Genomic DNA, 24,473 nt, shown 5'->3' with positions numbered 1-24,473 from the left:
GACGGCCCGGCCGGGCGCCCCGGGCGATCCGACCCGGCGCGCCGGAGTGCCCGGCCGGGTGCTCCGGACGACCCGGCCGGGCATTACGACCGATCCGACCCTGCGCGCCGGACGGTCCGACCGGGCACCCCGGACGGTCCGACCGTCCGGGGGCCGGACTCCACCCGGCCGTGGGCGTCGGGCTCCGCCACGCCAGGAACGCCGGACCGCACCCGACCGCACCCGAACGCACCCGACCGCAAAGGCTCCGACCGGCCGAGTAACGGACCGCCCCGGCCACAAAGGCTCCTCCGGCCAAGAGCACCGGGTTCTCCCGGCCGGAGACGTCAGGCTCCGCCGATGGCGGAGAAGGACCAGCCGGTGGCGCGGTTGAGGGCGTCGCCGGGCATCGCCAGCCTGGCGTCGCGCAGGGCCTCGGCCATGCTCAGGCCGCGTCGCAGCCCCTCGTGCAGGGCGAGCATCAGCGGCACCACCGCCTCGTCGTCGACGGGCACCGAACTCGCCACGATCCCGGCCGTGCCCAGCGGCAGCAGCGCCGCGGCGAGGCCGAGCAGCTCGTTCGCGCCGACCGGCTGCAGCCTGCCGGAGTCGCAGCTGGACAGGACGATCCGGTACGGGGCACTGCGCAGCCGTTCGAAGTCGTGCACCGTGAGCGGGCCGTCGTCCATCCTCAGGGAGGAGAACATCGGGCTGTCGGAGCGGAAGGTGCCGTGCGCGGCGATGTGGGCGAGCCTGCTGCCGTCGAGCGCCGCGAGCACGGCCGGGGCGACCGCGGTGCCCGACCCCAGCACGGTCGCCTCCCCGTACCGCGCGGCCAGCAGCGGGACCTCGGCGCCGCCCGTCGCCAGCCCCGGCCCCCTGACCAGCACGACCCGCTCGTTCGACGGCGACGGCTCGATCCGCCGGGCGCGGAGCCAGGCGCTCGCGGACGGCGACACGCTCAGCACCCGCTCGCCCAGCGCCGGCAGCAGCGCCCAGGGAACGCCGTGCAGCCTGCCCGGTGGTACGACGACCACGGGGCCGTCCCCGAGGTGGCGCACGGCGGGGCCGAGCAGCGTCTCCTGGAGGCGGCGCCCGCCCGCCTCCAGGACGGGCAACCGGCCCTCAGAGCCCCCGTACGCGATCCGCCCGAGGCCCGCGCGGGCGTGGTCGGCGTCGATCGCCGCGTCGGCCAGCCGTCCCGCGGCGAACCTGCGCACCCGGCCCCGGCCGCAGAGCAGGACGTGCAGCTCGCCGTCGACGGCGACGATCTCGATCAGCCACCCGTCGCCGAGCCCGTCGAGCAGGGGGCCCGCGTCGAAGCGGTGCCCGTCGAAGCCGCCCGCGCTGCGGGTGCGGAGCGTCCGGGCCCGGATCGCCCTCTCCAGCCGCCGCTGCTCGCGTTCGAGCGCGGGGACCGGCACGCCTCCCGGCCTCGCCGTGTCGACCCGGCTGCTGATCTCGCGGAAGGCCGTCACGTCGCGCAGCAGCTCGGGGTCGTCCGGGGGCCGGGTCGGCGGGACCGCGAGCGCGGTGGCCCGCCAGCGCTCGCTCCAGCCGAGGAACCTGCGGGGGCTCCCCCCGGCGAGGGTCGCCCGCTGCGCGAGCACGGCCAGCTCCGCCCCCTGCGCGCTGGCCCGCGCCCGCAGCTCGGAGGCGCCCAGCGTCATCCGGTGCTCGTCCAGCAGGTCGAGCCCCCTGCGGCAGGCGTCCAGCACGCCGCGCGTGCGTCCCGCCGCGGCGGCCCTGAGCGCCTGCGCCACCCAGCCGTCCACGCGGGCGAACGCGGGCCCGCGGCCCCTGGTCCTGGCCGCGGCGGCGAGGTGTCGTTCCGCGTCGGCCTCCCAGCCGAGCGCGAGGGCGGTGCGCCCGGCCAGCAGCGAGGCCTGGACCGCCTCGGGGGAGCGCAGCTCCGCCAGCCGTACCGCGACCTCGGCGGCGTCGCGCACCGAGCGGCCGGAGACCTTTCCCGCCGCGAACCTGGCCTGGACCAGCACCAGCCGGGCGTGGGCCTGCCACCAGTCGCGGCGCTGGCTGGAGAACAGCCGGATGGCCGTGCTCGCGCGGGCGATCGCCGCGTCCGGCTCGCCCGCCGCGATCGCGGCCCGCGCGGCGATCAGGAGGAGTTCGGCGCTGCGGGTCGTCTGCCCTCCCATGCGGTTCAGCTGTTCCGTGGCGGCGTCGGCCTCCTCCAGCGCCTCGCGCGCCAGCCCGGCCGCCAGGAGCACCCCGCACCGCCGGATGTGCAGCACGAACATGGGCGTGCCCAGGGCCTCGTAGCGGCTCGCGGCCTCGTCGAAGAGACGCAGCGCCGCGGGGAGGTCGCCGGACCTGAACGCCGCCAGCCCGCGGCTCTCCACGGCGTCGGCCTTGTCGTGCTCCTGGTCGGTGGTCTCCCACAGCTGCTCGGCGGCGACGAAGTCGGCCTCGGCCCGTTCGACGGCGCCCATGGCCAGGTGGACGGTCGCCCTGAGCGTGAGCGCCCGCGCGGTCCAGATCGTGTCCTGGGCGCGGCGCAGGGTGGGAATGGCCCGCCGCAGGTCGTCGAGCGCCTCGCGGTGCCCGCCGAGGACCCACCAGGCGTAGCCCCGGCGGAACAGCACGCGGGCGCCGGTGACCCCGCTGCCCCTCTCGACGGCCGCCTCCAGCGCCGCCATCCCCTGCCTGGTGCGGCCCGCGTGGATGAGGGCGGCGCCCAGGGTGGCCAGCACGTCGGCCTCCCGGTTGGGCGAACCGGACCTGGCCGCGAGGGCGCGGGCCTGCCGGAGGTGGCCGATCGCCACCATGAGGTCACCGAAGTCGCGGTGCCAGATGCCGATCACCTGGTGGGCGACGGAGGCGTCGTGCGGGGAGGGTGCGCCCGACTGCCCCGGTGGCCCCGGCGGCCCCGACAGCACGGCCCGCGCTCCGGCCAGCGCGTCCGCGGGGCGGGCGAACACCAGGGGCAGCAGGGAGAGCGGGTCTCCCGCGGGCGGCGGGATCCGCGAGCTTCCCCCGGTCACGGATCGATGTTAGACGTGGTGTGTTCAGGGCGTCCATGCCGTGGAGCCCTCCGAGGACGCCCCCGTCCGGCTCCGGCCTCCCGTTCCCGCCACGGGACCCGCCCGGGGGGTGTATCAGTGGGGCGTCGAGCGACTCTTAACCCGTGGCGACGTCAGGACTTCCCAAGACCCAGGACTTTTCCAAGACTCAGGGCATCTCCAAGACCCAGGACTTTCCAAGACTCGGGGCACCTTCAAGGCTCGGGGCATCTCCAAGACAAGGACGGCGGATATGGCACCAGACAGGTTCCAGGAACAGTTCGACCAGATCCAGGACGCCATGGGGGACGACGTCGTGCTCGCGGCGGGCTTCGAGGGCACCGAGCGCATGTTCCTCTACCAGAAGGGTTACGTCCTCGCCCGCGCGGAGGACGCCGACGAGGTCGCCTCGGTGGTCAGGGACGCGTTCGTCCGGGATCGCGGCGACGACTACCAGGCCGAGAACGTGAGGGTGGAACGGGACGACAACCCGGGCGGCGTGTTCAGGATCCGGGTCGGCGAACCGGACAGGAGGGAGCGCTCCGGCGACAAGGACGTGTCCGACGCTCTGAGGGCCGTCGAGGGCCTGGAGCGTGACAACAGCCGTCGCATGGTGTCCAGGAACCACATCGTGTCCATCGCGGTGAACTGCTGCCCCGGCGACGAGCCGGTGCCGGTGCCCCGGCACATGCCGCCCAACCCGTCGGTGGCCGAGTTCTCCGGCGAACCGGACGTGCCGGTCTCCGTCCTCGTGGTCGACACCGGGCTGGTGGAGAACTACAGGTCACACCCGTGGATGCACCGCGTCGAGGGGTACGGCAAGGAGGTCGAGTTCGACAGGGAGGGCATCCTCAAGCAGTACGTCGGGCACGGCACCTTCATCGCCGGGCTGGTCGGTGTCGTCGCGCCCGGCGCCGACATCACGGTGCACGGGACGCTCGTCAACGCGGGTGCCATCTGCGAGAAGGACCTGGGTGACAAGCTGCTCGGCGGGATGCCGAAGACGGGCAGGTGGCCCGACATCATCAGCCTGTCCGCGGGGACGGCGAGCACGTGCGAGCAGACGCTCATGGGGCTCGAAGGCTTCATGGACGCGTTGAAGGCCCACACCGAGACGCTGCTCGTGGCGGCCGCGGGCAACAACGGCAATGACATCAGGTTCTGGCCCGCGGCCTACGCCGACCACCCCGACTACGCCGGCGTCGTCGTGTCGGTGGGGGCGCTGAGGAAGGACGGCGAGGACCGCGCCTGCTTCAGCAACCACGGGCCGTGGGTGACGACGTACGCGCCCGGTGAGCGGCTGGTGAACGCCTTCACCGCGGTGGACCCCACTCCCGCGGCGTACGACTACCAGCACTCCACCTTCTCCGAGTGCCGGTACGACCAGGAGTACGACTGCACCTGCCAGTTCCCCCCGCACCGGGGTGAGCTCACCGAGAACAAGAAGTCGTCGTCGTCACCGTCGTCACCGGCCGCCCTGCCCGAACGCGTCATGTTCGACGGCCTGGCGGAGTGGAGCGGCACCTCCTTCTCCACGCCCCTGGTGGTCGGCATGATCGCCGACTACATGATGCGGAACAAGGGGACCTGTTCCCGGGACGCCGTCAGAAAGCTTCTGGACGAGACCTCCGTCGGCATACAGCGCGTCCCCGGCCCGGTCCTCATCCCCCCCACCTGGACTCCGGCGAGCGTGCGAAGTGTTCCGGCCACGCGCTGAAAACCACTGCGGGCGGATCGGCCCTCCGGCGTACGATGACAGTCCCGAAAGCAAGGGGACGTCACCGTGGACCGAGACTCGATCGGCATCCTCTTCCGCGCCGCGGTGGACACCGACGACGCAGCGGCGTGGAAATCACTGGTGGAAGGTCTCAGCCCCCTCGTGTGGTCCGTCGTGCGCGCCCACGGGCTGAGGGACGCGGACGCGCAGGAGGTCTACCAGACGACCTGGTTCCGGCTCGCGCAGAACCTCACGCGGATCCGCGAGCCGGACAAGGTCGGCGCGTGGCTGGCCAGCACGGCGCGCAACGAGTGCGTCAAGGTGATCAGGGCCGCCCGGCGGGTCTCGCCGAGCGGCGACCCGGAGATGTTCGACCGCGCCGCCGACGACCGCACCCCGGAGCAGGCGGTGATCGACTCGGAGGACGCCGCGAGGGAGCGGGAGCGGGCTCGGGCGACCTGGCAGGCCTTCCAGGAGCTCGGTGAGAGCTGCCAGCGGCTGCTGCGCCTGCTCACGGCGTCACCGCCGTTCAGCTACCAGGAGGTGTCGGCGACGCTCGGCATCGCCGTCGGGAGCATCGGGCCGATCAGGCAGCGCTGTCTGCGGCGGCTGCGCGTCCTTCTGGGCAGGCGGGGTTTCCAATGAGCGCGGGGTTCCCGATGAGCGACGACGAGCTGGAGACGGAGCTGCGCCGCGCCGTCGAGCTGTTCGATCCCGTCCCCTCGCATCTCATGCAGGCCGCGGTCGAGGCCTACACGCTGCGCACGCTCGACGCGGAGCTGGCCGAGCTGGTCTTCGACTCCCTGAGCGGGTCCTCGCAGGTGCGGGGCGAGAGGCAGCCGCGCGTGCTGACCTTCCAGGGCGTGGGGCTCACCGTCGACCTGGAGGTCACCGTGACCGCGACCGGCGGGCGGGTGGTGGGCCAGCTGATGCCGCCGCGCCCCGTGGAGGTCGAGGTCCTGGGGGGTCGTCCGGTCACGCTGACGGCCGACGACCTGGGCAGGTTCATCTACGACGAGGTTCCCGCCGGGCCGTTCAGCCTCCGCTGCCGCCTCGGGGACGCGACGGTCGTCACCGAGTGGATCACCGTCTGACGGCGGCTCACCGGGCGCGCCCGGCGCGCCCGGGTCGCCCAGGTCGCGGTCGCGGGGTCCGGGGTGCGTGCGCTCGTGGGATGTCCGTGTGACGGGCGCGGCTCCCGGCGTACGCGCCCGTGACACCGCCGCGTCCGCGTCCCACGAGGGGCCTCGGGTTTCGGTGCCCAGGTGGGGGTACCCGAACCTGTAGACGACAGGGGGATTCATGAGTGACCGCCAGACCGTGCCCGAGCTGATGGGTGAGAACGACGTCGTGGACCTGCTGGTGCGCCAGCACGCGATGATCAGGGATCTGTTCGACGAGGTCGAGGAATCCCGCACCGGGGCACAGCGGGCCGATGCCTTCGAGCGCCTCGTACGGATGCTGGCGGTGCACGAGACCGCCGAGGAGGAGGTCGTGCACCCCTACGCGCGCCTCAAGATCGAGGACGGGGACGAGGTGGTCGACGAACGCCTCGCGGAGGAGAGGGAGGTGAAGCAGATGCTCGCCGACCTGGAGAAGCTGGGCACCGACCATCCCGGCTTCTCCGGGCACCTCCAGATGCTGCGGGCGGCGGTGCTGGCCCACACCCGTGCCGAGGAGCGCTACGAGTTCGCCCAGTTGCGCGCCCGGACGAGCGTGGCCGAGCGCCGGGCGATGGCGGCCGGGGTGAAGGCGGCCGAGGCGCTGGCCCCGACCCACCCGCACCCGGGTACGGAGTCGGTGGTCATGAACCTGCTGTTCGGGCCGCCCCTCGCGATCGTGGACCGGACGCGCGACGTGATCCGCCAGGCCATGCGGGGGCAGGTCGGCTGAGGTACGTGTCTCCCCGCCGCTCTTGTCGGTGACGGCCGGTCGCGGGGGGCGGGGGTGAGGCTGGTCGGTGGGGGCGAGACCGGGGATCGAGGTCGGGTAACGGGAACGAGAGCGAGGGCGAAGCCGGGTAGCGGGGAAAAGGACGAGACCGGGGCGCGACCGGGTAACGAGGCCGGGTAGCGAGGCGGGGCGGGGGTCGAGGCCGGAGTGAGGTCTCGGTCACGGCCTCGTCGCCGCGCCCGCCTCCCTCAGCGAGGAGGCGCCGCGCCGCCAGTGACTCATGACGTGCTCGGCGAAGAGCCGGTCCAGGGCCAGGGCGCAGGCCGCCCCGTACAGGACGTCACCGGCCCGCGAGGGATACCGCGCCGCGAACGCACCGCACATGTCGTCGGCGGTGATCCGCTCATGCACGGCGTCAGTACGCACCTGCTCATGCATGGCGTCAGTACCGACCTCGTGCACGGTGTCGGTACGCACCTGCTCGTGCACGGGGTCGGTCCATGTCGGCTCGTGCACGGTGTCGGTACGCACCTGCTCGTGCACGGGGTCGGTCCATGTCGGCTCGTGCACGGTGTCGGTACGCACCTGCTCGTGCACGGTGTCGGCGCGTGCCTGTTCGTCGTAGAAACGCCTCGCCGTCTCGTCGCCGCCCAGCCTGCGCAGCCCCAGGGAGTACAGGTGGCTGGACGCCGAGGAGGTCATCTCGAACGCCGCCAGGTGGCCCAGCAGCGCCCCGAGGTGGCGCCGGTGCAGCCCGAACAGCGACATGGCGTTGGAGACGGCCAGCGTGATCGCCGGGACCCGGTCGAGATAGGCGCCGTAGGAGTCGTCCATGCCCAGCCCGCGCATGGTGGCCCGGAACAGCTCCGAGCGCGTCCGCCCGGCCCGCCCGCCGTACGCGTCCGCCTGGATCTCCACCAGCGCGGCCGTGGGACGACCGCTCAGCCGGGGAGTCGCCAAGGTGTGCGGGCCGGCCTCCCTGAGGTGGTGGATCGACCGGTGCGCGACGAACTCGCGGAACTGCTCCAGGTCGGCCTGCCGCCGGAGGAACCCCGCCAGGTCGGGCCCGTCGACGGCGGCGGCGACCAGCTCGGCCAGGGCCTGGCGCGTCTGCTCGGGGCGTGAACCGGGCGGGTACTGCACGGCCCGCGCCAGCCCTTCCTCGAACCGCGCCTCCAGGATCTCCCGTACCTCCAGCAGGGAGGGGTTCCACTCCCACCGGTCGTCCACGCCGTCGAAGCCCTGGTAGTGCAGCTCGTAGCAGACGAAGAGGGCCAGCTGCACGTCCTCGTCCACGAGGACCGGGCCCGCGAAACGCGCCGGGAACGACAGGAGCGGGAGCGAGAGGAGGCCGAAGCGGTGTGGCGGGCGTACCAGCCGTTCGAAGAGCAGGGAGGTGATCGGGCCGCGCACGGCGGGCAGCGCCGGAGCCCTGCCGGGAACCCGTGAACCCTGCGGGCTCGGGACGTCCCGGTTCGAACGCGACGAGGACGACGGGGACGACGAAGACGATGGGGACGATGGGGACGACCGGGGCGACCGAGGCGACGAAGACGACCGGGACGATGAGGACAACGAAGACGACGAGGACGACGAAGGCGCGGGGAAGCCGGGAAGCGCCGGGGGCCCGCTCGCGGCCTCGGGGCGGCCCTTCACCGTGACACCGTCGTCGTGGACGTCGGCGATGCGCCGCCCGTAGTGAGCGGACGCGTCGAACCCGCGCGTCATGCGTCCCCCCGTTCGATGACCCCCAGACCGGTCCGATGCCCGCCCCGGAGCCCTCGAAACGCCCTCAAGATCACTTCTTCCTCCCGATGAACTGCAGAAACAACGAAATATGTTGATGTTCCAGTAGCCGTGACAGGACCCCAGCCGTCCGGCTCGGGCCGGTACGGCGTGCCCGGGGCCGGGGTCGCGCCCGGCGTTCCCGTACGAGAGGAGAATGGGTTCCTGATGAGAGTCGGGATCCTGGGGCCGCTGCGCGTGGACGGCGGGCCGCCGCACGAGCACGGCACGGAGATCCACGGCGCGCGGCTGCGGGTCCTGCTGGTCAGGCTCGCCCTCGACCCCGGGCGCGTGGTCACCGCCGAGCGGCTGATCGACGACCTGTGGCCGGAGGGCCCGCCCGATCACCCGGCGAACGCGTTGCAGTCGCTGGTCTCCAGGCTCCGCCGCCGGCTGCCCGGCGCGGTCGCGTCCCACCCCGCCGGTTACCTCCTCGACCTGCCGCGCGAGGCGGTCGACGCCTGGGTCTTCGAGCGGCTGGCCGCCGAGGGCCGTGCCGCCTCGGGAGACCCCGCCTCGGCGGGCTCGCTGCTGCGCGAGGCGCTGTCCCTCTGGCGTGGTCCGGCCCTCGCCGACGCGTCCGCCCTGCCCTTCGCCGCCGCCCCCGCCACCCGCCTGGAGGAGCTGCGCCTGTCGGCGCTGCGGGCCCGCTTCGACGCCGACCTCGCCCTGGGACGCGGCCCGGTGGCGGAGCTGGAGGAGGTGGTCGCGGCGCACCCGCTGGGCGAGCCCTTCCACGCCCGGCTCGTACTGGCACTGCTCGCCGAAGGGCGCCGCACGGAGGCACTGGCGGCGTACGAACGGATCAGGCTGCGTCTCGCCGAGGAGCTCGGCATGGACCCCGGCCCCGAACTGCGCGACGCGCACCTGACCGCCCTGCGCGGCGGATCTCCACGCGCGGCTGCGGGGGACCGCACGGAACGCCGGGAGCGAGCAGAACCCGGGGAACACGGGGAACCCAGGGAACACGAGGAGCGCGCCGGGCCTCGGGAGAACCTGCCCGCGCGGTTGACGAGCTTCGTCGGCAGGCGGGCGGAGCTGGCCCGGCTCGGGGAGCTGCTCGGGACCGCCCGGCTCGTCACCCTCACCGGGCCCGGCGGGGTGGGGAAGACCAGGCTGGCGATCGAGACCGCCGCGTCCCTCGACGTGCCGGACGGGGTCTGGCTGGTGGAGCTGGCCCCGCTCTCGCATCCGTCCGGGGTGGCGGCGGCCGTGCAGGCCACCCTGAGCGGGAGCGGCCTGCTCGCGGACCGCCCCGCCGCGCCCTGGACCGGGGCGGATCCCGGGGGTGTGCCCGGTGAGGCCGCCTCCGCGGACGTCCAGGGTGACCACGGCTCGCTGGAACGGCTCGCCTCGGCGCTTCGCGGCAGGGCCCCGGTGCTGGTGCTGGACAACTGCGAGCACGTGATCGACGAGGCCGCACGGGTCGCCGACCGGCTGCTCGCCGCCTCCGGCGGGCTGCGGATCCTCGCCACGAGCCGGGAGCCCCTGGACATCACCGGGGAGAGCCTCCACCCGGTGCTCCCCCTCGGTCTGCCCGCGCCGGACGCGGGGCCGGAGGAGGCGCTGGCGTGCCCGGCGGTGGCGCTCTTCGGGGACCGCGCGGCCGCGGCGCTACCGGGCCTGCGCGTCGACGGTGACACGGTCGCCGATGTCGTACGGGTGTGCAGGGAGCTCGACGGCATCCCGCTCGCGATCGAGCTGGCGGCGGCCCGGCTGCGTTCCCTCGGCGTCGGGCAGCTCGCCGACATGATCGGGGACCGGCTCGCGTTTCGCGGGAGCCGTACGGCGCAACCGAGGCACCGCACGCTGCGGGCGGTGATCGACTGGAGCTGGGACCTGCTGGGTCCCGACGAGCGTACGCTCCTGCGCCGCATGTCGGTGTTCTCCGGCGGCGCGACCGTGGAGGCCGTGGAGCGGGTCTGCGGGTACGGCGTGGACGTGGTCGCGTCGCTCGTCGACAGATCCCTGGTCGCGGTGGTGGCGGCACCCCGGGCGGGCGGGGAGGTCCGCTACCGCCTGCTGGAGACGCTGCGCCGGTACGCCGCGGAGAAGCTGGAGGAGGCGGGCGAGACCGGCCGGTCGAGGGACGGGCACCTCCGTTACTTCGTCGAGCTGGCCGAGGCGGAGGAGCCGTCGCTGCGGACCGGCGACCAGCTGCGCGGGCTCGCGGTCCTCGACGCCGCGCAGGGCGACCTGGACGCCGCGCTCGACCACGCGATCTCGTCGGGTGACGGCGACTCGGCCCTGCGGATGATCGTGGCCAGGCTGTGGTACTGGATGATGCGGGGCGGACGCGGGGAGGCCGGGGCCTGGGCGTCGGCGGTGCTGGCGGCCGTCGGCGACGAGCCGCCCCCCGGACGGGGACTGGCGCACGCGCTGTGCGTACTGGCCGCTCCCACCGGCACCCCGGTGACGGGCGCGCGGTCGCGTGCCCTGGAGACGTTGCGGGGGGCGGACCACCCCGCGGCCCTGGGGTCGTGGGCGATCGTGAACGGCTACACGGCCGGGACGGCGGAGGCGCACGGGCGGGCGATGGCCGCGGTCGGGAGGTTCGGCGGCCACCCCGACCCGTGGATGAGGGCGACCGCGCGGCTGATGGGCGGGATCGTCGAGTTCGAGTACGGGCGGGCGGGGGCGGCACGGGCCGAGGAGCTGCTGCGGCCCGCGGTGGACGACTACCGCCTGACAGGTGACCGCTGGGGGTTGTCGATGGCCTTCTACTGGCTGTCGCTGGTGGCGGAGAACCGCGGCGACACGGCCGGTGCCCTGTCGCTGCTGGAGGAGGCGGTGACACCGGCGACGGAGATCGGCGGCCTGGAGGCGGTCCCCGGGCCGATCATGGTGCAGGTGCGCCTCTGCCGGCTCCGTTTCCGGGCGGGAGACCTCGCCGGGGCAGAGGCGGAGCTGGCTCGGGCGGAGGCGACGGTGAGCCGCGCCGGGGACCCGGTCGCTACCGCCCGCGTCCGGCACGTCCAGGGGGAGCTGGCCCTGCGGCGGGAAGACACCGAGCGGGCCGGGTCCCTGCTCGGCGAGGCGCTGGGCCTGCTGCGAGGCCGGCCCACGGCCTCCCCGCAGCTGGTGGCGCTGATCAACGTGGAGATCGCCCGGGTGCACCGGGCACGCGGCGAGCCGGACGCCGCCCGCTCCCCGCTGCGCCGCGCGCTGGAGTCGGTCGCCCCGAGCGGCGACGAGACGGTACGCGCGTCGGTCCTGGAGGAGGTCGCCGAATGGCACGCCTCGACCGGCGACCTGGAGAGCGCGTCCGTCCTCCTCGGGGCGGCGCTCACGCTTCGCGGAATCGACCGGATCGACCGGACGGCCGACCCCGCCGTCCGCGCACTGGCCGCCCGCGCCGCGGAGGTCCTCGGCGAGGACCTCCGCCGTGCGGCACACGCCCGCGGCGCCACCCTGTGCGACCCCGAGTCGTTCGCCCTGGAGGGACTCGGCCACGTGCCGCGATGACGTCGACGCCCGGCCGTAGGCCGTCACGGTGACGTCGGCGTCCGATCGCGGGCCGCCACGACGACATCGATGCTCACGACGACATCGACGCTCGGGCGCGGAGCCCTGCGGCGACATCTGTACTCGGACGCGGCCCCTATGGCGACATCTGTGCTAGGGCAGGCCCCCTACGGTGACGTCAGCGCCCGGCCGCGGGCCGTCGTGACGACGCCCGCCAGGTAGTCCTTGAGACCGTCCTCGCCACCGTGGTAGCCGACGTAGCCGTCGGGGCGGACGAGCACCAGGCCCGGCCCGTAGTGACGGTGGATCCGGCCGTCGACGTCGAGCAGGCCGTCCAGCTCGTCCGGCTCGCCCGGCTCGTCCCCGTGGAGCACGGTGTACGCGCGCACCTCGGGCCCGTACGCCGCGTTGACCTCCTCGACGAGCGCGGCATGGGCCGTACCGACGGCCAGGAGGGTGAAGTGGGGCCCCCGCAGCACGTCGAAGAGGCGTCCGGCGGGAGTCCCGGTCTCCGGGCGCGTCCCCGTACCCGGTGTCACGCCGGAGACATCCTCGCCCGGAACGACGTCCGAAGGCGCCCCCGCACCCGAGACGCCGCCGGGACGCGGCCCCGTCGAGACCTCGCCCGGACGCGTCCCTGTACCCGGCGCGCCACCTGGACGCGGCCCCGCATCCGAGACGCCACCCGGACGCGGCCCCGCATCCGAGACGCCGCCCGGACGCGGCCCCGCATCCGAGACGCCGCCCGGACGCGGTCCCGTGCCCAGTGCGGCGTCCGGGACGCGTTCGCCGCCGCGCTCGCCGACGGCCAGCGAGCCGTCCCGGTAGCCGAGCAGGAGCTGTTGTGTCTCCTCGTCCCGGACGTGCGCGTCCCGTTCCCCCGCCCCCGCGCGGCGGTGGAGCCTGGTACTGATGCCGAGCACGTCCGCCGCCACCGGGAGCCGTTCCTCCTCGTAGGTGTCGAGCAGCCGTCCGGGAGCGCCGCCGAGGACCGCCGCGAGCTTCCAGCCCAGGTTGTAGGCGTCCTGCACACCGGTGTTGAGGCCCTGGCCGCCCGCCGGGGAGTGCACGTGCGCGGCGTCCCCCGCGAGGAGGACGCGGCCCGCGCGGAATCGTTCCGCCATGCGGATGTTCACCCGGTAGAGCGACATCCAGGAGACGGCGGTGAAACGGACGTCCGTCCGCCCCGACCCCTCGTCGAAGATCTTCTGGAAGGACTCGGGGGACAGCTCGGGCGTCTCGCCGGTGATCGGCGCGGTGAACTGGAAGACGTCGGTGCCCGGGAGCGGGCACAGCGCGACGCGCATCGTGCCGGTGGCCGTGTCGGCCCAGACGTGCCAGTACTCGCGGTCGAGGTCGGGGGTCCTGACGTCGCCGATGAGCATGCGTTCGGTCTCGAACGTCTCACCCTCGAAACCGATGGGCAGATGCCGACGTACGAAGCTGCGCCCGCCGTCCGCGCCGACGAGATAGGCACACCGCACCCGCTCGACCCTGTGCCCTCCACCCCCTCCGTCCCCTCCGCCCCCGATCCCATGATCGGATCCGGCGACCGGCCCCGGGCCGGAACCACTCCCGAAGCCACCCCCCGACCCGGAACCGGAACCGGTCCCGGATCCGAGTCCCGGTCCGGTGAGGGTGACCGTGACCCCGTCGCCGTCCTGCTCGAACCCCGTCACCTCGACACCGAACTCGACCCGCCTCCCCAGCTCGGCGAGCCGGTCGCGCAGGATCCGCTCGACCCGCCACTGCGGCTGCATGAGGACCATGGGGTACGGCACCTCGGCGTCCGGTTCCCTGATCTCGTGCATGCGGCCCTCCCAGACCACCTGGTCCCCCCGGTACGCGCGCATGGCCGGGTAGACCTCGCCGGTGGCGAGGACCTCCCCGATGACGCCGAGATCGTCGAAGACCTCCTGCGTACGCGGCTGGATGCCCTTTCCGCGCGACCCCGTGGGAGGTTCGGGTGACCTCTCCACGATCCTGACGTCCACCCCGCGCCGGGCCAGGTCGACGGCGAGCGTGAGCCCGGTCGGTCCCGCGCCGACGACGAGCACCTGGTTCTGGATCATCGTTGCCTCCTCGTTGGTGAGGAGGCGAGCGTCGCGGGCGACGCTGCCAGATCGCTGTCAGCGGCCTGCCTCCGCCCCGGGGGCACTGTCACGACACCGATTCGGGATGTTTGACAAGACCGTTTACGGTCATGCCATGGAGAACTCCGACGTCCCGCGGTTCCCGCCCGTCCCCCTACCGGAAGCGGTCCTGGTGTCTGCCTCTCCATCCGCGTCGGCGCCCGCCGACCCGCCCACCGTCGCGAGCGGCGGACCGCCCCCGGTCACGCCCACCCCCGGAGGCGAAACGGACACCGCGCGACCGGCCCGCGCCGACGACACCGCGACCGGACGACCGGCCCACGCAAGCGACGCCCCAGCCGGACGACCGGCCCACGCAGGTGACACCGGAACCGGACAACCGCCTCGCACGGACGGCACCGCAGCCGGACGACCGGCCCACGCGGACGACACCGAGAGCAGGCGGCTGGCCGCGCTGCGGCGGTACGAGATCCTCGACGCCCCCTCGGACGGCACCTTCGACGAGATCGCCAAGCTGGCCGCGACCGTGTTCGAGGCGCCCATCGCCACGGTCAGCGTCGTCGACGTCGACCGGGTGTGGTTCGCCGCCACCCACGGGCTGGACGGGGTGGCGGAGGTCGGCGTCGAGCCCGGCCTGTGCGTCTCGGCGGTGCTGGCCGACGGCCCGTACGTCGTGGAGGACGCCGGGGCCGACCCGCGTACCCTGGACCACCCGCTGGTCCGCGGGGAGCTGGGGCTGCGGTTCTACGCGGCCGCCCCGATCGTCACCGCCGGGGGGCATCGGCTGGGCACCGTGAACGTCATCGACCGGCGCCCGCGCGAGGTCACCGCCACGCAGACGGCGGTGCTGACCGGGCTCGCCGCGCTGGTCGCCCGGCACCTGGACCTGCGCCTGGCGACCATCCACGCCATACGCGCCGAGCGGCTGCTCCGCGAGGAGGCCGACGATCGCGGCACCGTGACCGCCGCGCTCGCCGAGCGGCTGCGCCAGGTCGCCTCCGAGGAACGCGAGACGGGCCACCCCGCGCTGTGCCAGCTCGGCGGCTCGGGACGGCAGTGCGCCGAACCCGCCGAACTCAAGATCGCCGACGGCTGGGGCGACTCGGCGTGGGCCTGCACCACGCACGCGGAGGAGGCCCTCTTCGTGGCCGCGGTGTTCATCGCCAACAAGGACCTCGGCGGCCTGAACGCCTACCTCGACCGCCCCTGACCCGCCCCCCACGCCCGTACCCGCTCCGGCCCGGCCCGAAAGACCCTGACCGCCCCTATCGCTCCCCCGACCCGGCCCTGACCGCCCACCGCTCCCGCCTGACCCGTCACCGACGCCCGTACCCGCTCCCGCCCGATCCGGCCCTGACCGCTCGTATCACTCCCGCCCGGCCCGGCCGAGAGACCCCGACCACCCGCGCCGCTTCCAGAAGAACCGGAGGAAGCGGTGCGGACGAGCCGTCGGGGAGTGCGGTCAGGCGTCCACCTTGACGCGGCGGGCCTCGATCGCCTCCAGTCCCACCTGGTCGTCGGGGAGGGCGTCGGGCATCTCGGTGTCGAGCCGCACCAGCCTCCTGACCCGCAGCGACCCGGCGACGACCAGCGCCATCCCGAGGGCGCAGACCAGGTAGAGCAGCCCGATGCCCCGGCCGGGTCCCACCCCGATCACCGCGCCGACCGTCGAGGCGAGCGGGCCGCCGGGGACGAGCAGCGGGTCGAGCAGGGCGGCCCCCAGCGGGGCCACCAGCCCCATGCCGATCGGCAGGGTCGACCAGGCGACCAGGGTGTTCAGCGCGAAGACCCGGCCGTGGTAGCGGTACGGCACCTTGATCTGGACGATCGTGGTGTAGATCGAGTTCATCACGGTGAGGAAGAAGGTCAGCGCGAACGCGCCGATCCCGATCGTCACCAGCGACGGGCTGAAGCCGACGACCACGCTCCCCGCGGCCATGGCCAGCGTCGCGATCAGGACCCCCCGGAAGCGCCGCTTGGGCGGCCCGCCCCACAGTGCCATGGTGAGCCCGCCGAGCAGCACGCCGAGGCCGCTCACCACCGAGACGCGGCTCACGTCGGCGAGGGTCGCGAAGGAGAGCACCAGCGGGGACACCAGCAGCATGAGCGGCGACAGGAAGATGTTGAGCACCGCGAAGAAGACGAGCATCGAGCGCAGGCCCCGCTCGTTCCAGGTGTAGCTGAACCCCTTGGCGATCTCGGTGGTCAGCGGCTCCCTCGGCCGCCACGGCAGCGTGTCGGGGAAGCGGACGAGGAGCACGACGGCGATCGCGAAGACGTAGCTGACCACGTCGATGGCGACGATGCCGCCCAGCCCGATCCAGGCCAGCAGACCGGCGGCGATCAGGGGCACGACCAGCTGCGCCACGCCGCCCGCCATCTGGGTGACCCCGATCGCGTGGCCGAGATAGTGCTTGGGGACGAGCTGCGGGACCGCGGAGTTGTACGCCAGCCGCTGGAAGCTGCTCGCGACCGACAGCGAGATGACCAGCAGGTAGATCTGCCAGAGCTGGAGATCACCGAACAGGATGATCCCGGCGAGCACCGCCTGGATGGCGGCCGAGGCGCAGTCGGCCAGCAGGATCACCCTGCGCCGGTCGCCCCGGTCCACGATCGCACCGGCGAGCGGCGAGATCAGCAGCCCCGCGAGGTTGAGCACGGCCAGGATCGAGAACTGTGTCACCGAGCCCGAGTCGACCAGCACCGTGAGCGGCAGCGCCCACCCGACGAGCGCGGAGCCGATCATGGATATCTGCTGGCCCGCGGAGAAGGTGAGGAAACGCGCCATGCTCGGCTGCACGGTCTCCTTCGCGGCCTTCGGGTCCGACGTCCTGGCGACCCCGTGCACCCACCAGGTGTCGTCGGGCCCGCGTTCCGGGGGCGCGTCCAGCCGGTCGTGGACCTGCAGGATCCCGGCCAGCTCCTCGGCCCGGTAGCGCAGGAAGAAGTGCCCGCCCTCGTCGAGGACGACCAGGGCCGCGGTGTCGGCGATGAAGTGCCACTCCTTGAACCGCTCCTCGTAGAAGTCGGTCGCCGGGTCGCGTTCGCCGATCACCGAGACGACCGGGGCGCGCAGCCGCACGCGGTCGGGGGTGTCGAACAGGTCGGTGAAGTACTTCTCGGCCGCCTTGCCGTCGTGGCGCATCGTGCGGACGATCCGGTCGGCCACCCCCGGGTCGAGTTCCTCCAGGTCGACGCCCCGCGCCTTGAGCCAGTTGATGTCGCCCTGGCTGCGGCGCAGGCTCTCGAACTCCCCGATGCGCGACAGGGCGCGCATCAGGCCGCGGGGACGGGCGAAGGGGAAGATAGCCCCGATGTAGACGGCCTCGACCTCGCGTCCGGCCGCCTCCACGCGCCTGGCCAGCTCGGTGGCGAGGCCCGCGCCGACCCCGCAGTGACCGTAGATCACGACCGGGCCCTCGACGGTCCGCAGGATCTCCTCGGTGCAGCGCCTGGCGACCTCGTCGAAGTCCTCGGGCTCCTCGTCCAGCCCGACGTCGTTGCCCGGGATCGCGACGGCGTAGAGCGCCTGGTCCGCGGGGAGCGCGTCGGCGAGCGGCTGGTAGACGATCGCGCTGCCCGAGCCGTACGGGACGCAGACGTAGCTGCGCGTCACCGTGCGGCGGGGAGTGAGCCGCTGGAGCAGCGGGCGGACCCCTCCGCCGCCGGGGCCGCCGACGAACCCGGCCAGCTCCCGCACCGTACGGAAGGAGAACAGGTCCACCAGGCCGACCTGCAGGCTGCCCTCGGGCAGGGCCCTGCGCAGCTTGGCCACGACCTGGATGGCGAGCAGCGAGTTGCCGCCCAGGTCGAAGAAGTCGTCGTGCGCGCCGACGCGCTCCACCGAGAGCACCTGCTCCCAGACGGCGGCGATCGCCCGCTCGGCGTCGTTCTCCGGCTCGACGTACTCGGCGGCGTCCGGCTTCTCCGGGGCGGGCAGGGCCTTGCGGTCCAGCTTGCCGTTAGGCGTGAGCGGCAGCTCGTCCAGGGTGACGAACATCGAGGGGACCATGTAGTCGGGCAGCGTGCCGCCGAGGGCGACCCGCACCCGCGCGGTCTCCGGCGGCTCGTCCGCGACGAGGTACGCGACGAGCCGCCGGTCCCCCGGCACGTCCTCCCTGACGATCACCGCGGCGTCGCGCACCCCCGCGCGCTCCCGCAGCGCCGCCTCGATCTCCCCCAGCTCGATGCGCAGGCCGTGCAGCTTGACCTGGTCGTCGAGGCGGCCGAGGAACTCGATCGTGCCGTCGGGCAGCCACCGGGCCGCGTCGCCGGTCCGGTAGACGCGGTCGTCGCCGAGGGCGAAGAACCGCTCGGCGGTGAGCTCGGGCCGCCGGTGGTAGCCGAGGGCGACGCCGACCCCGCCGATGTGCAGCTCGCCGGGTACGCCCACCGGCACCGGGCGGCGGTGCGGGCCGAGCACGTGCAGCGTGATGTTCTGGATCGGCGCGCCGATCGGCACGCTCGTCCGGCCCGCGAGCGCCTCGGCGGTGCAGTGCCAGGAGGAGACGTCGATGGCGGCCTCGGTGGGGCCGTAGAGGTTGTGCAGCTCGGCGCCCGGCAGGGTCGCGAGGCAGCGCAGCGCCAGGTCGACCGGGAGCTCCTCCCCGCTGCAGATGACGCGCCGCAGCGAGGTCAGGTCCCGTACGCCGTCCTCAGCCAGGAAGATCCCGAGCATCGAGGGGACGAAGTGCGTCGTGGTGACGCCCTCCGAGGCGACCAGGTCGCGCAGGTAGGCCGGGTCGCGGTGCCCGCCTGGCTCGGCCAGCACCATCCTGGCGCCCGTCATGAGAGGCCAGAAGAACTCCCAGACCGACACGTCGAACCCGGCGGGCGTCTTCTGCAGGACGACGTCGTCCGGCGTCAGGCCGTAGCGCCTCTGCATCCAGTCGAGACGGTTGACGATGCCGCGATGGCTGTTCGGCACACCCTTCGGCCTGCCCGTCGACCCGGAGGTATAGATCATGTACGCGGCCGCACCGGCCGCATCCGGCTCGCCCGCACCGGCCGCATCCAGCTCGCCCGCACCGGCCGCATCCAGCTCGCCCGCACCCGCCGCGCCCGGCTCGCTCGTACCCGCCGCATCCAGCTCGCCCGCACTCGCCGGGACGGCCTCGGGCTCCCCGGAGGCCGCCCAGACGGCGGGGTCGTCCAAGGCGAGGACGGTGGCGCCGTGCCCGGCCAGCCGGTCCGCCAGGTGCCGCTGGGTGAGCGCCACGGCGGCGCCCGCGTCGGAGAGCATGAAGGCGAGCCGGTCGGCGGGATAGTCGGGGTCGAGCGGCACGTAGGCCGCCCCCGTCTTGAGCACGCCCAGCAGCCCGGTCACCAGCTCCGCCGACCGCTCCGCGCAGACCGCGACCAGCGACCCCGGCCCCACCCCCGAGCCGCGCAGCACGCGGGCCACCGAGGCGGCCCGCTCGTCGAGCTCCCGGTAGGTCAGCGACGCGCCCCCGAACGTGACCGCGGGAGCCTCGGGGCTCCGCGCCACCTGGGCCTCGACGAGCCCGTGCAGCGTCGCGCCGGAGGGGAAGTCGGCCGCCGTGGCGTTCCACTCCTCGGTGAGGAGACGGCGCTCGGCCTCCCCCAGCAGCTCCAGCTCGCTCACCGGGACGCCGGGCCTGGCGACGGCGTCCCGCAGGAGGTTCTCCAGGTGCCCGGCCATGCGCTCGACGGTCGCGGCGTCGAACAGCGCGGTCCGGTAGGTGAAGGTGGCGGTCATGCCGCCGTCGGCGGCGGGGACCAGATAGAGCTCGATGTCGTAGCGCGACGAGCCCGGCGCCATCGTGAAGTCCTCGGCCGCCAGGTCCCCGGCGGCGTCCGCGGCGACGGCGAAGTCGTGCATGGAGAAGAGCGCGTCGGCCAGCGGCTGCCTGCTCGGGTCGCGGGGCACGTCGAGCGCGTCGACCAGCCGCGTGAAGGGCAGCTCCTGGTGGTCGAGGGCGTCGACGACCACGTCCCGGGTGCGGGTGACGAGGTCGGCGAAGCCCGGGTCGCCGTCGAGACGGGCGCGCAGCACGAGGGTGTTGACGAACATGCCGACGACGTCGTCCAGCCCGTCCCTGGTCCGCCCGGCGACCGGCGTGCCGACGGCGAGGTCGTCCCGGCCGCTGTAGCGGGCGAGCAGCACCTGGAAGGCGGCGAGCAGGGTCATGAAGCGGGTCGCGCCGCGCTCCGTGCCCAGACCGGTCAGGGCGGTGACCAGCTCGGGGTCGAGCCGGTGGACGTGGGAGGCGCCGTCGACGGTGAGCCGGGGCGGGCGCGGCCGGTCCGAGGGCAGCTCGGCGCGGGGCAGCCCGGCCAGCTCCTTCCGCCAGAAGGCCAGCTCGCGCTCGAAAGGCCGCTCGCGCTGCCAGAGCGCGAAGTCCCCGTACCGGACGGCGGGCGCGGCGGGGGCGTCTCCCCGGTACAGCGCGAGGAGGTCGGCGAAGAGCAGCTGGGTCGACTGCCCGTCCGCGGCGATGTGGTGCACGAACAGCGCCAGGACGTGCTCGTCGTCGGAGATCCTGATCAGGGTGGCGCGCAGCAGCGGCCCCTCGGCCAGGTCCAGCGGCTCGGCGCTCTCCGCGCCGATCAGCTCGGCGGCCTGCGCGTCCGTGGCGGCCTCGGACAGGCGCAGCGGCACCGGCGCGGCGGGGACGACGTGGACCGCGGGCCGCCCGTCCTCCGTCGCGGGGAAGCGGTGGCGCAGGCTCTCGTGCCGTTCCGTCAGCGTGCCCAGCACCTCGCGCAGCCGGTCGACGTCGAGCGGCCCGCGCAGCCGCACCGCGACCGGGAGGGTGTACGTGGAGGTGCCCGGCGTGAAGTGCTCCATGAACCACAGGGGCTCCTGGGCCGGGGAGAGCGGCGGAGGCGTGCCCTCGGGCCTGCGCGGGATCTCCGGGCGCTCGGTTTCGACGGCCCCGCCCCGGAGCCTGCGCCTGAGCAGATCCCGCCTGGCATCGGACAGATCGGCGACGGACATGGCCTCATCCCCCTGTGACGACGTCTCCACGGGTACGCCGGGACAGCGCGGCGCCGGGGTGCGGGGGGCGCGGCGCGCTCACGATGAATCCACGGAAACCATCGGACGCGCACGCCAATGTGCGCGGAACAGGAAAGAAGGTATCCCAAAAGAATCCGCGGCTCCACCAAGGTCCACTGGCCACTTCCGGCGACAGGAAGGAGGTGGCGGCCCCCACCGCGAGCCGGCGTTCCCCCGGTCTTCCCCCGGCCTTCTTCCCGGTGCTCTCGCCGGCGTTCTCATCGGCGACGGCACCGATGGGAACGCCGGTGTTCGACCGGCAGGAACGCCGGTGTGCGGCCGGCGGGAACGCCGGTGTGCGGCCGGCGGGAACGCCGGTGCTCGACCGGCAGGAACGCCGGTGCTCGACCGGCAGGAACGCCGGTGCTCGACCGGCAGGAACACCGGTGTTCAGCCGGTGGGAACGCGAATGTTCGGCCGGTGGGAACATCGGTGTGCGGCCGATGGGAACACCGGTGTTCGGCCGGTGGGGCGCGGGGGAAAACACGGCACCCGGCGCGTGGGAGCGGGGGAACCGCCGGTCGCCCGGTACGGGAAGGTACGGTCAGCTCATGTCCGAGCGCAGCATGCCGCACGACCTCGCCGCCTGGGCGTGCCCCCACGGGCAGGACGCTCGCCGGGGTTGCACGACCTGCTACGAGGAATCCGGCGACCCCGACACCTCGAATCCCTTCTGGGAGGTCGCCGCGTGGTTCACCACCTCGCGGCCGATCCCGATCAGAACGCTCCAGGACGCGCACCACCACGGCCGTCATTTCGCCCTCGACCAGCCGTCCACGCCGCTGGTCTACCTCCTCACCGGCCGGGCCCGCGCGGGCGACAGCGTGCAGGCGATCGCGGGCGTCGTCGGCTTCCTGCTGCACAACCGGCACGTGGTGGCCGACTTCACCGTGACCGAGACCCGCGCCACCCGCCGCTCGCCCGGCACTCCCAGCAAGCCCAACGCGACCCGCCAGACCGACAAGTGGCTCCAGGACCAGCGCCGCCCCGACGGCCGCGCGCGGTGAGAGCCCCACGCGGCCTCCCCGGCAGACACGCGACCACCGCGCCGCGAATGACAAGGCGAGGCACCAGTCCCTAAGCTCGACAACACCATTGTCGAAGCAGCGAGCCGGGAGGCGATCGTGACGGCCGACCCTCCGGGCTTCGAGCTCCCGCTCCGGCTCTTCCTCGGCTTCCGGGTGCTCATCGACGACCTCCACGCGGAGCTCGCCCGCCAGGGGCACCCCGACATGCGGCCGATGCACGGCTTCGTCCTGCAGGCGATCGGCCCCGAGGGCACCACGGCCGTGGAACTCGGCCGGAGGCTGGGCGTTTCCAAACAGGCGGCGGGCAAGACGGTCGACACCCTGGAACAGCTGGGCTACGTCGAGCGCGGCTCCGACCCCGGCGACGCCCGCCGCAAGATCGTACGGCTCACCGAGCGGGGCGTCGACAGCCTCGTACGGTCGGCGCGCATCTTCGAGGACCTGCGCGCGGGCTGGGCGAGGACCCTCGGCGAGGACCGCCTGCGCGCCCTGGAGTCCGACCTGCGCGCCGTGACCCCGGAGGACGTCTTCCGCCTCGACGTCCCCGGCTGGTTCGGCGGCCACTGAACACTCACGAGAACGGCTAGCGTGCACGAAAGTCTCCATTCCAACGGAGTCTCCCTCCGAACGAGACTCCACCGAACGGGACACCACCGAAACGGACTCCACCGAACGGAACCCCGGCACGCGGGACCCCACCGGACAGGACCCCGGCACGGGAGTCCGGCGAGCGGAAGTCCGGCAGGCGGGAGTCCGGCAGGCGGGGCTCCACCGAAGAGAACTCCACCGGGCTCCGGCGATCGGAACCCCTGCGAGGGGAACACCACCGGGTGGGATTCTCTTCATCCGGGCAGCGACAGATGGAGACTCATGGACGACCACGCCTCCTGGGCGACCGGGCGCCTGCTCCTGGTCGCCGCGCGCCTGGTCGAGCGGGAGTGGAACGCCGTGCTCGCCGGGCGCGGCCTCACCCACGCGGGTTTCATGACGCTCAACGCGCTGAGCGAGGGCCCGCAGACCCAGCGGCGGCTCGCGGCGCGCACCTACGTGGAGGAACAGACGATCCGCCCCGTACTCGACCGGCTCGAACGCGACGGCCACGTCCGCAGGGAACGCGACCCGGCCGACCGGCGCCGCGTGGTGGTCACCCGCACCCCGCTCGGCGAGAGGACGTACACCGCGCTCATGACGAGCGACGTCGTGGAGAGGATCGTCACCGACCGCGTGGAGGACCCCGAGGCCCTGCGCGCCGAGCTCATCCGGCTGATCACCGGCATCAGGGGCGACGAGGCCGGGCACTGAGTTGGGGACAATGGCGGGTATGCGAATCCTGATCGTCGGCGGCACCCGGTTCGTCGGCCGGCACATCACCGGGGCCGCGCTCGCGGCCGGGCACGAGGTCTCCCTGCTGCACCGCGGCCGGTCGGGCCCCGGGCTGTTCCCCGAGGCCGAGCACCTGACGGCCGACCGCGACGCCGACCTGTCCGTCCTGCACGACAGGCGGTGGGACGCGACGATCGACGTCAGCGCCTACCTGCCGTCGCAGGTGACCTCGCTCTCCGGCGCGCTCTCCACCGGCCAGTACGCCTTCGTCTCCAGCACCGCGGTCTACCGGGCCCCCGAGGCGCCGGGCTTCTCCGAGGACTCGCCGCTGGCGGAGATCGACGGGCCGGTCCCCGAGACGGTGACGAGCGAGACGTACGGGGCGCTGAAGGTGTTGTGCGAGCGGGCGGCGGCGGAGGCGTTCGGGTTCCCGACGCTGATCGTGCGGCCCACGTACGTCATCGGCCCGCACGACCACACCGGCCGTTTCACCTACTGGGTCAACCGGATCGCGCGGGGCGGCGAGGTCCTCGCGCCCGGCGACCCCGACGACCCCATCCAGGTCATCGACGCCCGCGACCTGGCCGCCTGGATCGTCTCCATGGTCGAGGGGACGCGTCCGGGCACCTTCCACACGGTCAGCCCTCCCCCGCCGTTCTCCTTCGGCGACATGCTGGAGGCGATCGCGGCCGAGGTCGGGCCGCCGGGGACGACCCTGACCTGGGCCGGGCAGGACTTCCTGCTCGCCGAGGGCGAGAACGGGCTGTCGCTGCCCCTGTGGTCGGAGGGCGATCCGTGGATGTCGGTCAACACCGCCGACCCCGCCGCCGCCCGCGCCGCGGGGCTCGACCCTCGGCCTCTGGGACGGTCGATCCGCGAGATCCGCGAGGCGGAGTCGTCCTTCTCGAAGGACACCACCATCACCCCCGACAGGGAGGCCGAGCTGCTGTCCCGCTGGTCCGCGCGCGGCGCCTAGGACCGGTTTCCGGCCGCCCGCTCGCGGCGGTCGTCCGACGGCCGTCGAGCCACGACCGCCGGGCCGCGGCCGCCTGCTCCTGGCCGTTGGGCGACCGTAGGGTCGCGAGCGTCGGCTTCCGGCCCCGGGCCACAGCCCACGGTCCGGGATCCGGAGTCTGGGGTCCGGTGCCC

The 24,473-nt window shown here is 73.7% G+C and carries 14 protein-coding genes and 1 pseudogene; 11 read left to right on the top strand and 4 right to left on the bottom strand.

What is annotated here, in order from left to right; all coding sequences use genetic code 11:
* Positions 1-326: 326 nt before the first annotated feature.
* Positions 327-2,981, bottom strand: coding sequence for a CHAT domain-containing protein (locus tag ABT053_RS16350; protein ID WP_350969837.1), 2,655 nt, complete (start codon positions 2,979-2,981; stop codon positions 327-329).
* A 271-nt stretch (positions 2,982-3,252) separates the two neighbouring features.
* On the opposite strand from ABT053_RS16350, the gene ABT053_RS16345 reads away from it, so the two are divergent.
* From ABT053_RS16345 to ABT053_RS16330, 4 genes are all read left to right on the top strand, one after another.
* Positions 3,253-4,716 (top strand): S8/S53 family peptidase, encoded by a 1,464-nt coding sequence (locus tag ABT053_RS16345; RefSeq protein ID WP_350969836.1) that lies wholly within the window; start codon positions 3,253-3,255, stop codon positions 4,714-4,716.
* Positions 4,717-4,782: 66 nt separating this feature from the next.
* Positions 4,783-5,361 carry an RNA polymerase sigma factor gene (locus ABT053_RS16340; RefSeq protein WP_350969835.1) on the top strand — a complete coding sequence of 193 codons (579 nt, stop codon included), beginning with the start codon at positions 4,783-4,785 and terminating at the stop codon, positions 5,359-5,361.
* A gap of 14 nt (positions 5,362-5,375) precedes the next feature.
* Positions 5,376-5,810 (top strand): hypothetical protein, encoded by a 435-nt coding sequence (locus tag ABT053_RS16335; RefSeq protein WP_350969834.1) that lies wholly within the window; start codon positions 5,376-5,378, stop codon positions 5,808-5,810.
* 208 nt (positions 5,811-6,018) lie between these two features.
* Positions 6,019-6,609 (top strand): hemerythrin domain-containing protein, encoded by a 591-nt coding sequence (locus tag ABT053_RS16330; protein ID WP_350969833.1) that lies wholly within the window; start codon positions 6,019-6,021, stop codon positions 6,607-6,609.
* 219 nt (positions 6,610-6,828) lie between these two features.
* On the opposite strand, the gene ABT053_RS16325 is transcribed toward ABT053_RS16330, so the two are convergent.
* A complete protein-coding gene (locus ABT053_RS16325; protein WP_350969832.1) occupies positions 6,829-8,022 on the bottom strand; it encodes an iron-containing redox enzyme family protein in 1,194 nt (397 codons plus the stop codon).
* Here ABT053_RS16325 and ABT053_RS16320 point away from each other — a divergent pair.
* Both ABT053_RS16320 and ABT053_RS16315 read left to right on the top strand, forming a co-directional pair.
* The gene (locus ABT053_RS16320; protein WP_350969831.1) at positions 8,006-8,308 is read left to right on the top strand and encodes a hypothetical protein; all 303 of its coding nucleotides are present in this window, start codon (positions 8,006-8,008) and stop codon (positions 8,306-8,308) included. The genes ABT053_RS16325 and ABT053_RS16320 overlap by 17 nt on opposite strands.
* Positions 8,309-8,562: 254 nt before the next feature.
* On the top strand, positions 8,563-11,859 hold the full coding sequence (locus ABT053_RS16315) for an AfsR/SARP family transcriptional regulator (RefSeq protein ID WP_350969830.1): 3,297 nt from the start codon (positions 8,563-8,565) through the stop codon (positions 11,857-11,859).
* Positions 11,860-12,026: 167 nt separating this feature from the next.
* Here the strand turns inward: ABT053_RS16315 and ABT053_RS16310 are convergent.
* Positions 12,027-13,946, bottom strand: a pseudogene (locus tag ABT053_RS16310) (FAD-dependent oxidoreductase); the annotation flags it as partial.
* Between the two features lie 121 nt (positions 13,947-14,067).
* Between ABT053_RS16310 and ABT053_RS16305 the strand changes: the two are divergent.
* Positions 14,068-15,162, top strand: a complete 1,095-nt coding sequence (locus tag ABT053_RS16305; protein WP_350969829.1) for a GAF domain-containing protein — start codon at positions 14,068-14,070, stop codon at positions 15,160-15,162.
* 252 nt (positions 15,163-15,414) lie between these two features.
* Here the strand turns inward: ABT053_RS16305 and ABT053_RS16300 are convergent, their stop codons facing one another.
* Positions 15,415-20,913 (bottom strand): non-ribosomal peptide synthetase/MFS transporter, encoded by a 5,499-nt coding sequence (locus tag ABT053_RS16300; RefSeq protein ID WP_350969828.1) that lies wholly within the window; start codon positions 20,911-20,913, stop codon positions 15,415-15,417.
* A 611-nt stretch (positions 20,914-21,524) separates the two neighbouring features.
* Between ABT053_RS16300 and ABT053_RS16295 the strand changes: the two genes are divergently transcribed.
* From ABT053_RS16295 to ABT053_RS16280, 4 genes are all read left to right on the top strand, one after another.
* The gene (locus ABT053_RS16295) at positions 21,525-21,980 is read left to right on the top strand and encodes a hypothetical protein (protein WP_350969827.1); all 456 of its coding nucleotides are present in this window, start codon (positions 21,525-21,527) and stop codon (positions 21,978-21,980) included.
* Positions 21,981-22,097: 117 nt separating this feature from the next.
* Positions 22,098-22,568, top strand: a complete 471-nt coding sequence (locus ABT053_RS16290; protein WP_350969826.1) for a MarR family winged helix-turn-helix transcriptional regulator — start codon at positions 22,098-22,100, stop codon at positions 22,566-22,568.
* A gap of 303 nt (positions 22,569-22,871) precedes the next feature.
* Positions 22,872-23,303 (top strand): MarR family winged helix-turn-helix transcriptional regulator, encoded by a 432-nt coding sequence (locus ABT053_RS16285; RefSeq protein WP_350969825.1) that lies wholly within the window; start codon positions 22,872-22,874, stop codon positions 23,301-23,303.
* 19 nt (positions 23,304-23,322) lie between these two features.
* Positions 23,323-24,300, top strand: coding sequence for an NAD-dependent epimerase/dehydratase family protein (locus tag ABT053_RS16280; RefSeq protein WP_350969824.1), 978 nt, complete (start codon positions 23,323-23,325; stop codon positions 24,298-24,300).
* Positions 24,301-24,473 lie beyond the last annotated feature (173 nt).

Origin of the sequence: Streptosporangium sp. NPDC002524, assembly GCF_040295985.1 — a bacterium.
Classification (GTDB): Bacteria; Actinomycetota; Actinomycetes; order Streptosporangiales; family Streptosporangiaceae; genus Streptosporangium.
This window is presented reverse-complemented; position numbering and strand designations above follow the sequence as displayed.

Bases quoted from the DNA above. Each gene is read 5' to 3' on its own strand.
- ABT053_RS16345 (WP_350969836.1), top strand. From the start codon at position 3,253: ATGGCACCAGACAGGTTCCAGGAACAGTTCGACCAGATCCAGGACGCC.
- ABT053_RS16335 (WP_350969834.1), top strand. From the start codon at position 5,376: ATGAGCGACGACGAGCTGGAGACGGAGCTGCGCCGCGCCGTCGAGCTG.
- ABT053_RS16330 (WP_350969833.1), top strand. From the start codon at position 6,019: ATGAGTGACCGCCAGACCGTGCCCGAGCTGATGGGTGAGAACGACGTC.
- ABT053_RS16315 (WP_350969830.1), top strand. From the start codon at position 8,563: ATGAGAGTCGGGATCCTGGGGCCGCTGCGCGTGGACGGCGGGCCGCCG.
- ABT053_RS16305 (WP_350969829.1), top strand. From the start codon at position 14,068: ATGGAGAACTCCGACGTCCCGCGGTTCCCGCCCGTCCCCCTACCGGAA.
- ABT053_RS16300 (WP_350969828.1), bottom strand. From the start codon at position 20,913: ATGTCCGTCGCCGATCTGTCCGATGCCAGGCGGGATCTGCTCAGGCGC.
- ABT053_RS16295 (WP_350969827.1), top strand. From the start codon at position 21,525: ATGTCCGAGCGCAGCATGCCGCACGACCTCGCCGCCTGGGCGTGCCCC.
- ABT053_RS16285 (WP_350969825.1), top strand. From the start codon at position 22,872: ATGGACGACCACGCCTCCTGGGCGACCGGGCGCCTGCTCCTGGTCGCC.
- ABT053_RS16280 (WP_350969824.1), top strand. From the start codon at position 23,323: ATGCGAATCCTGATCGTCGGCGGCACCCGGTTCGTCGGCCGGCACATC.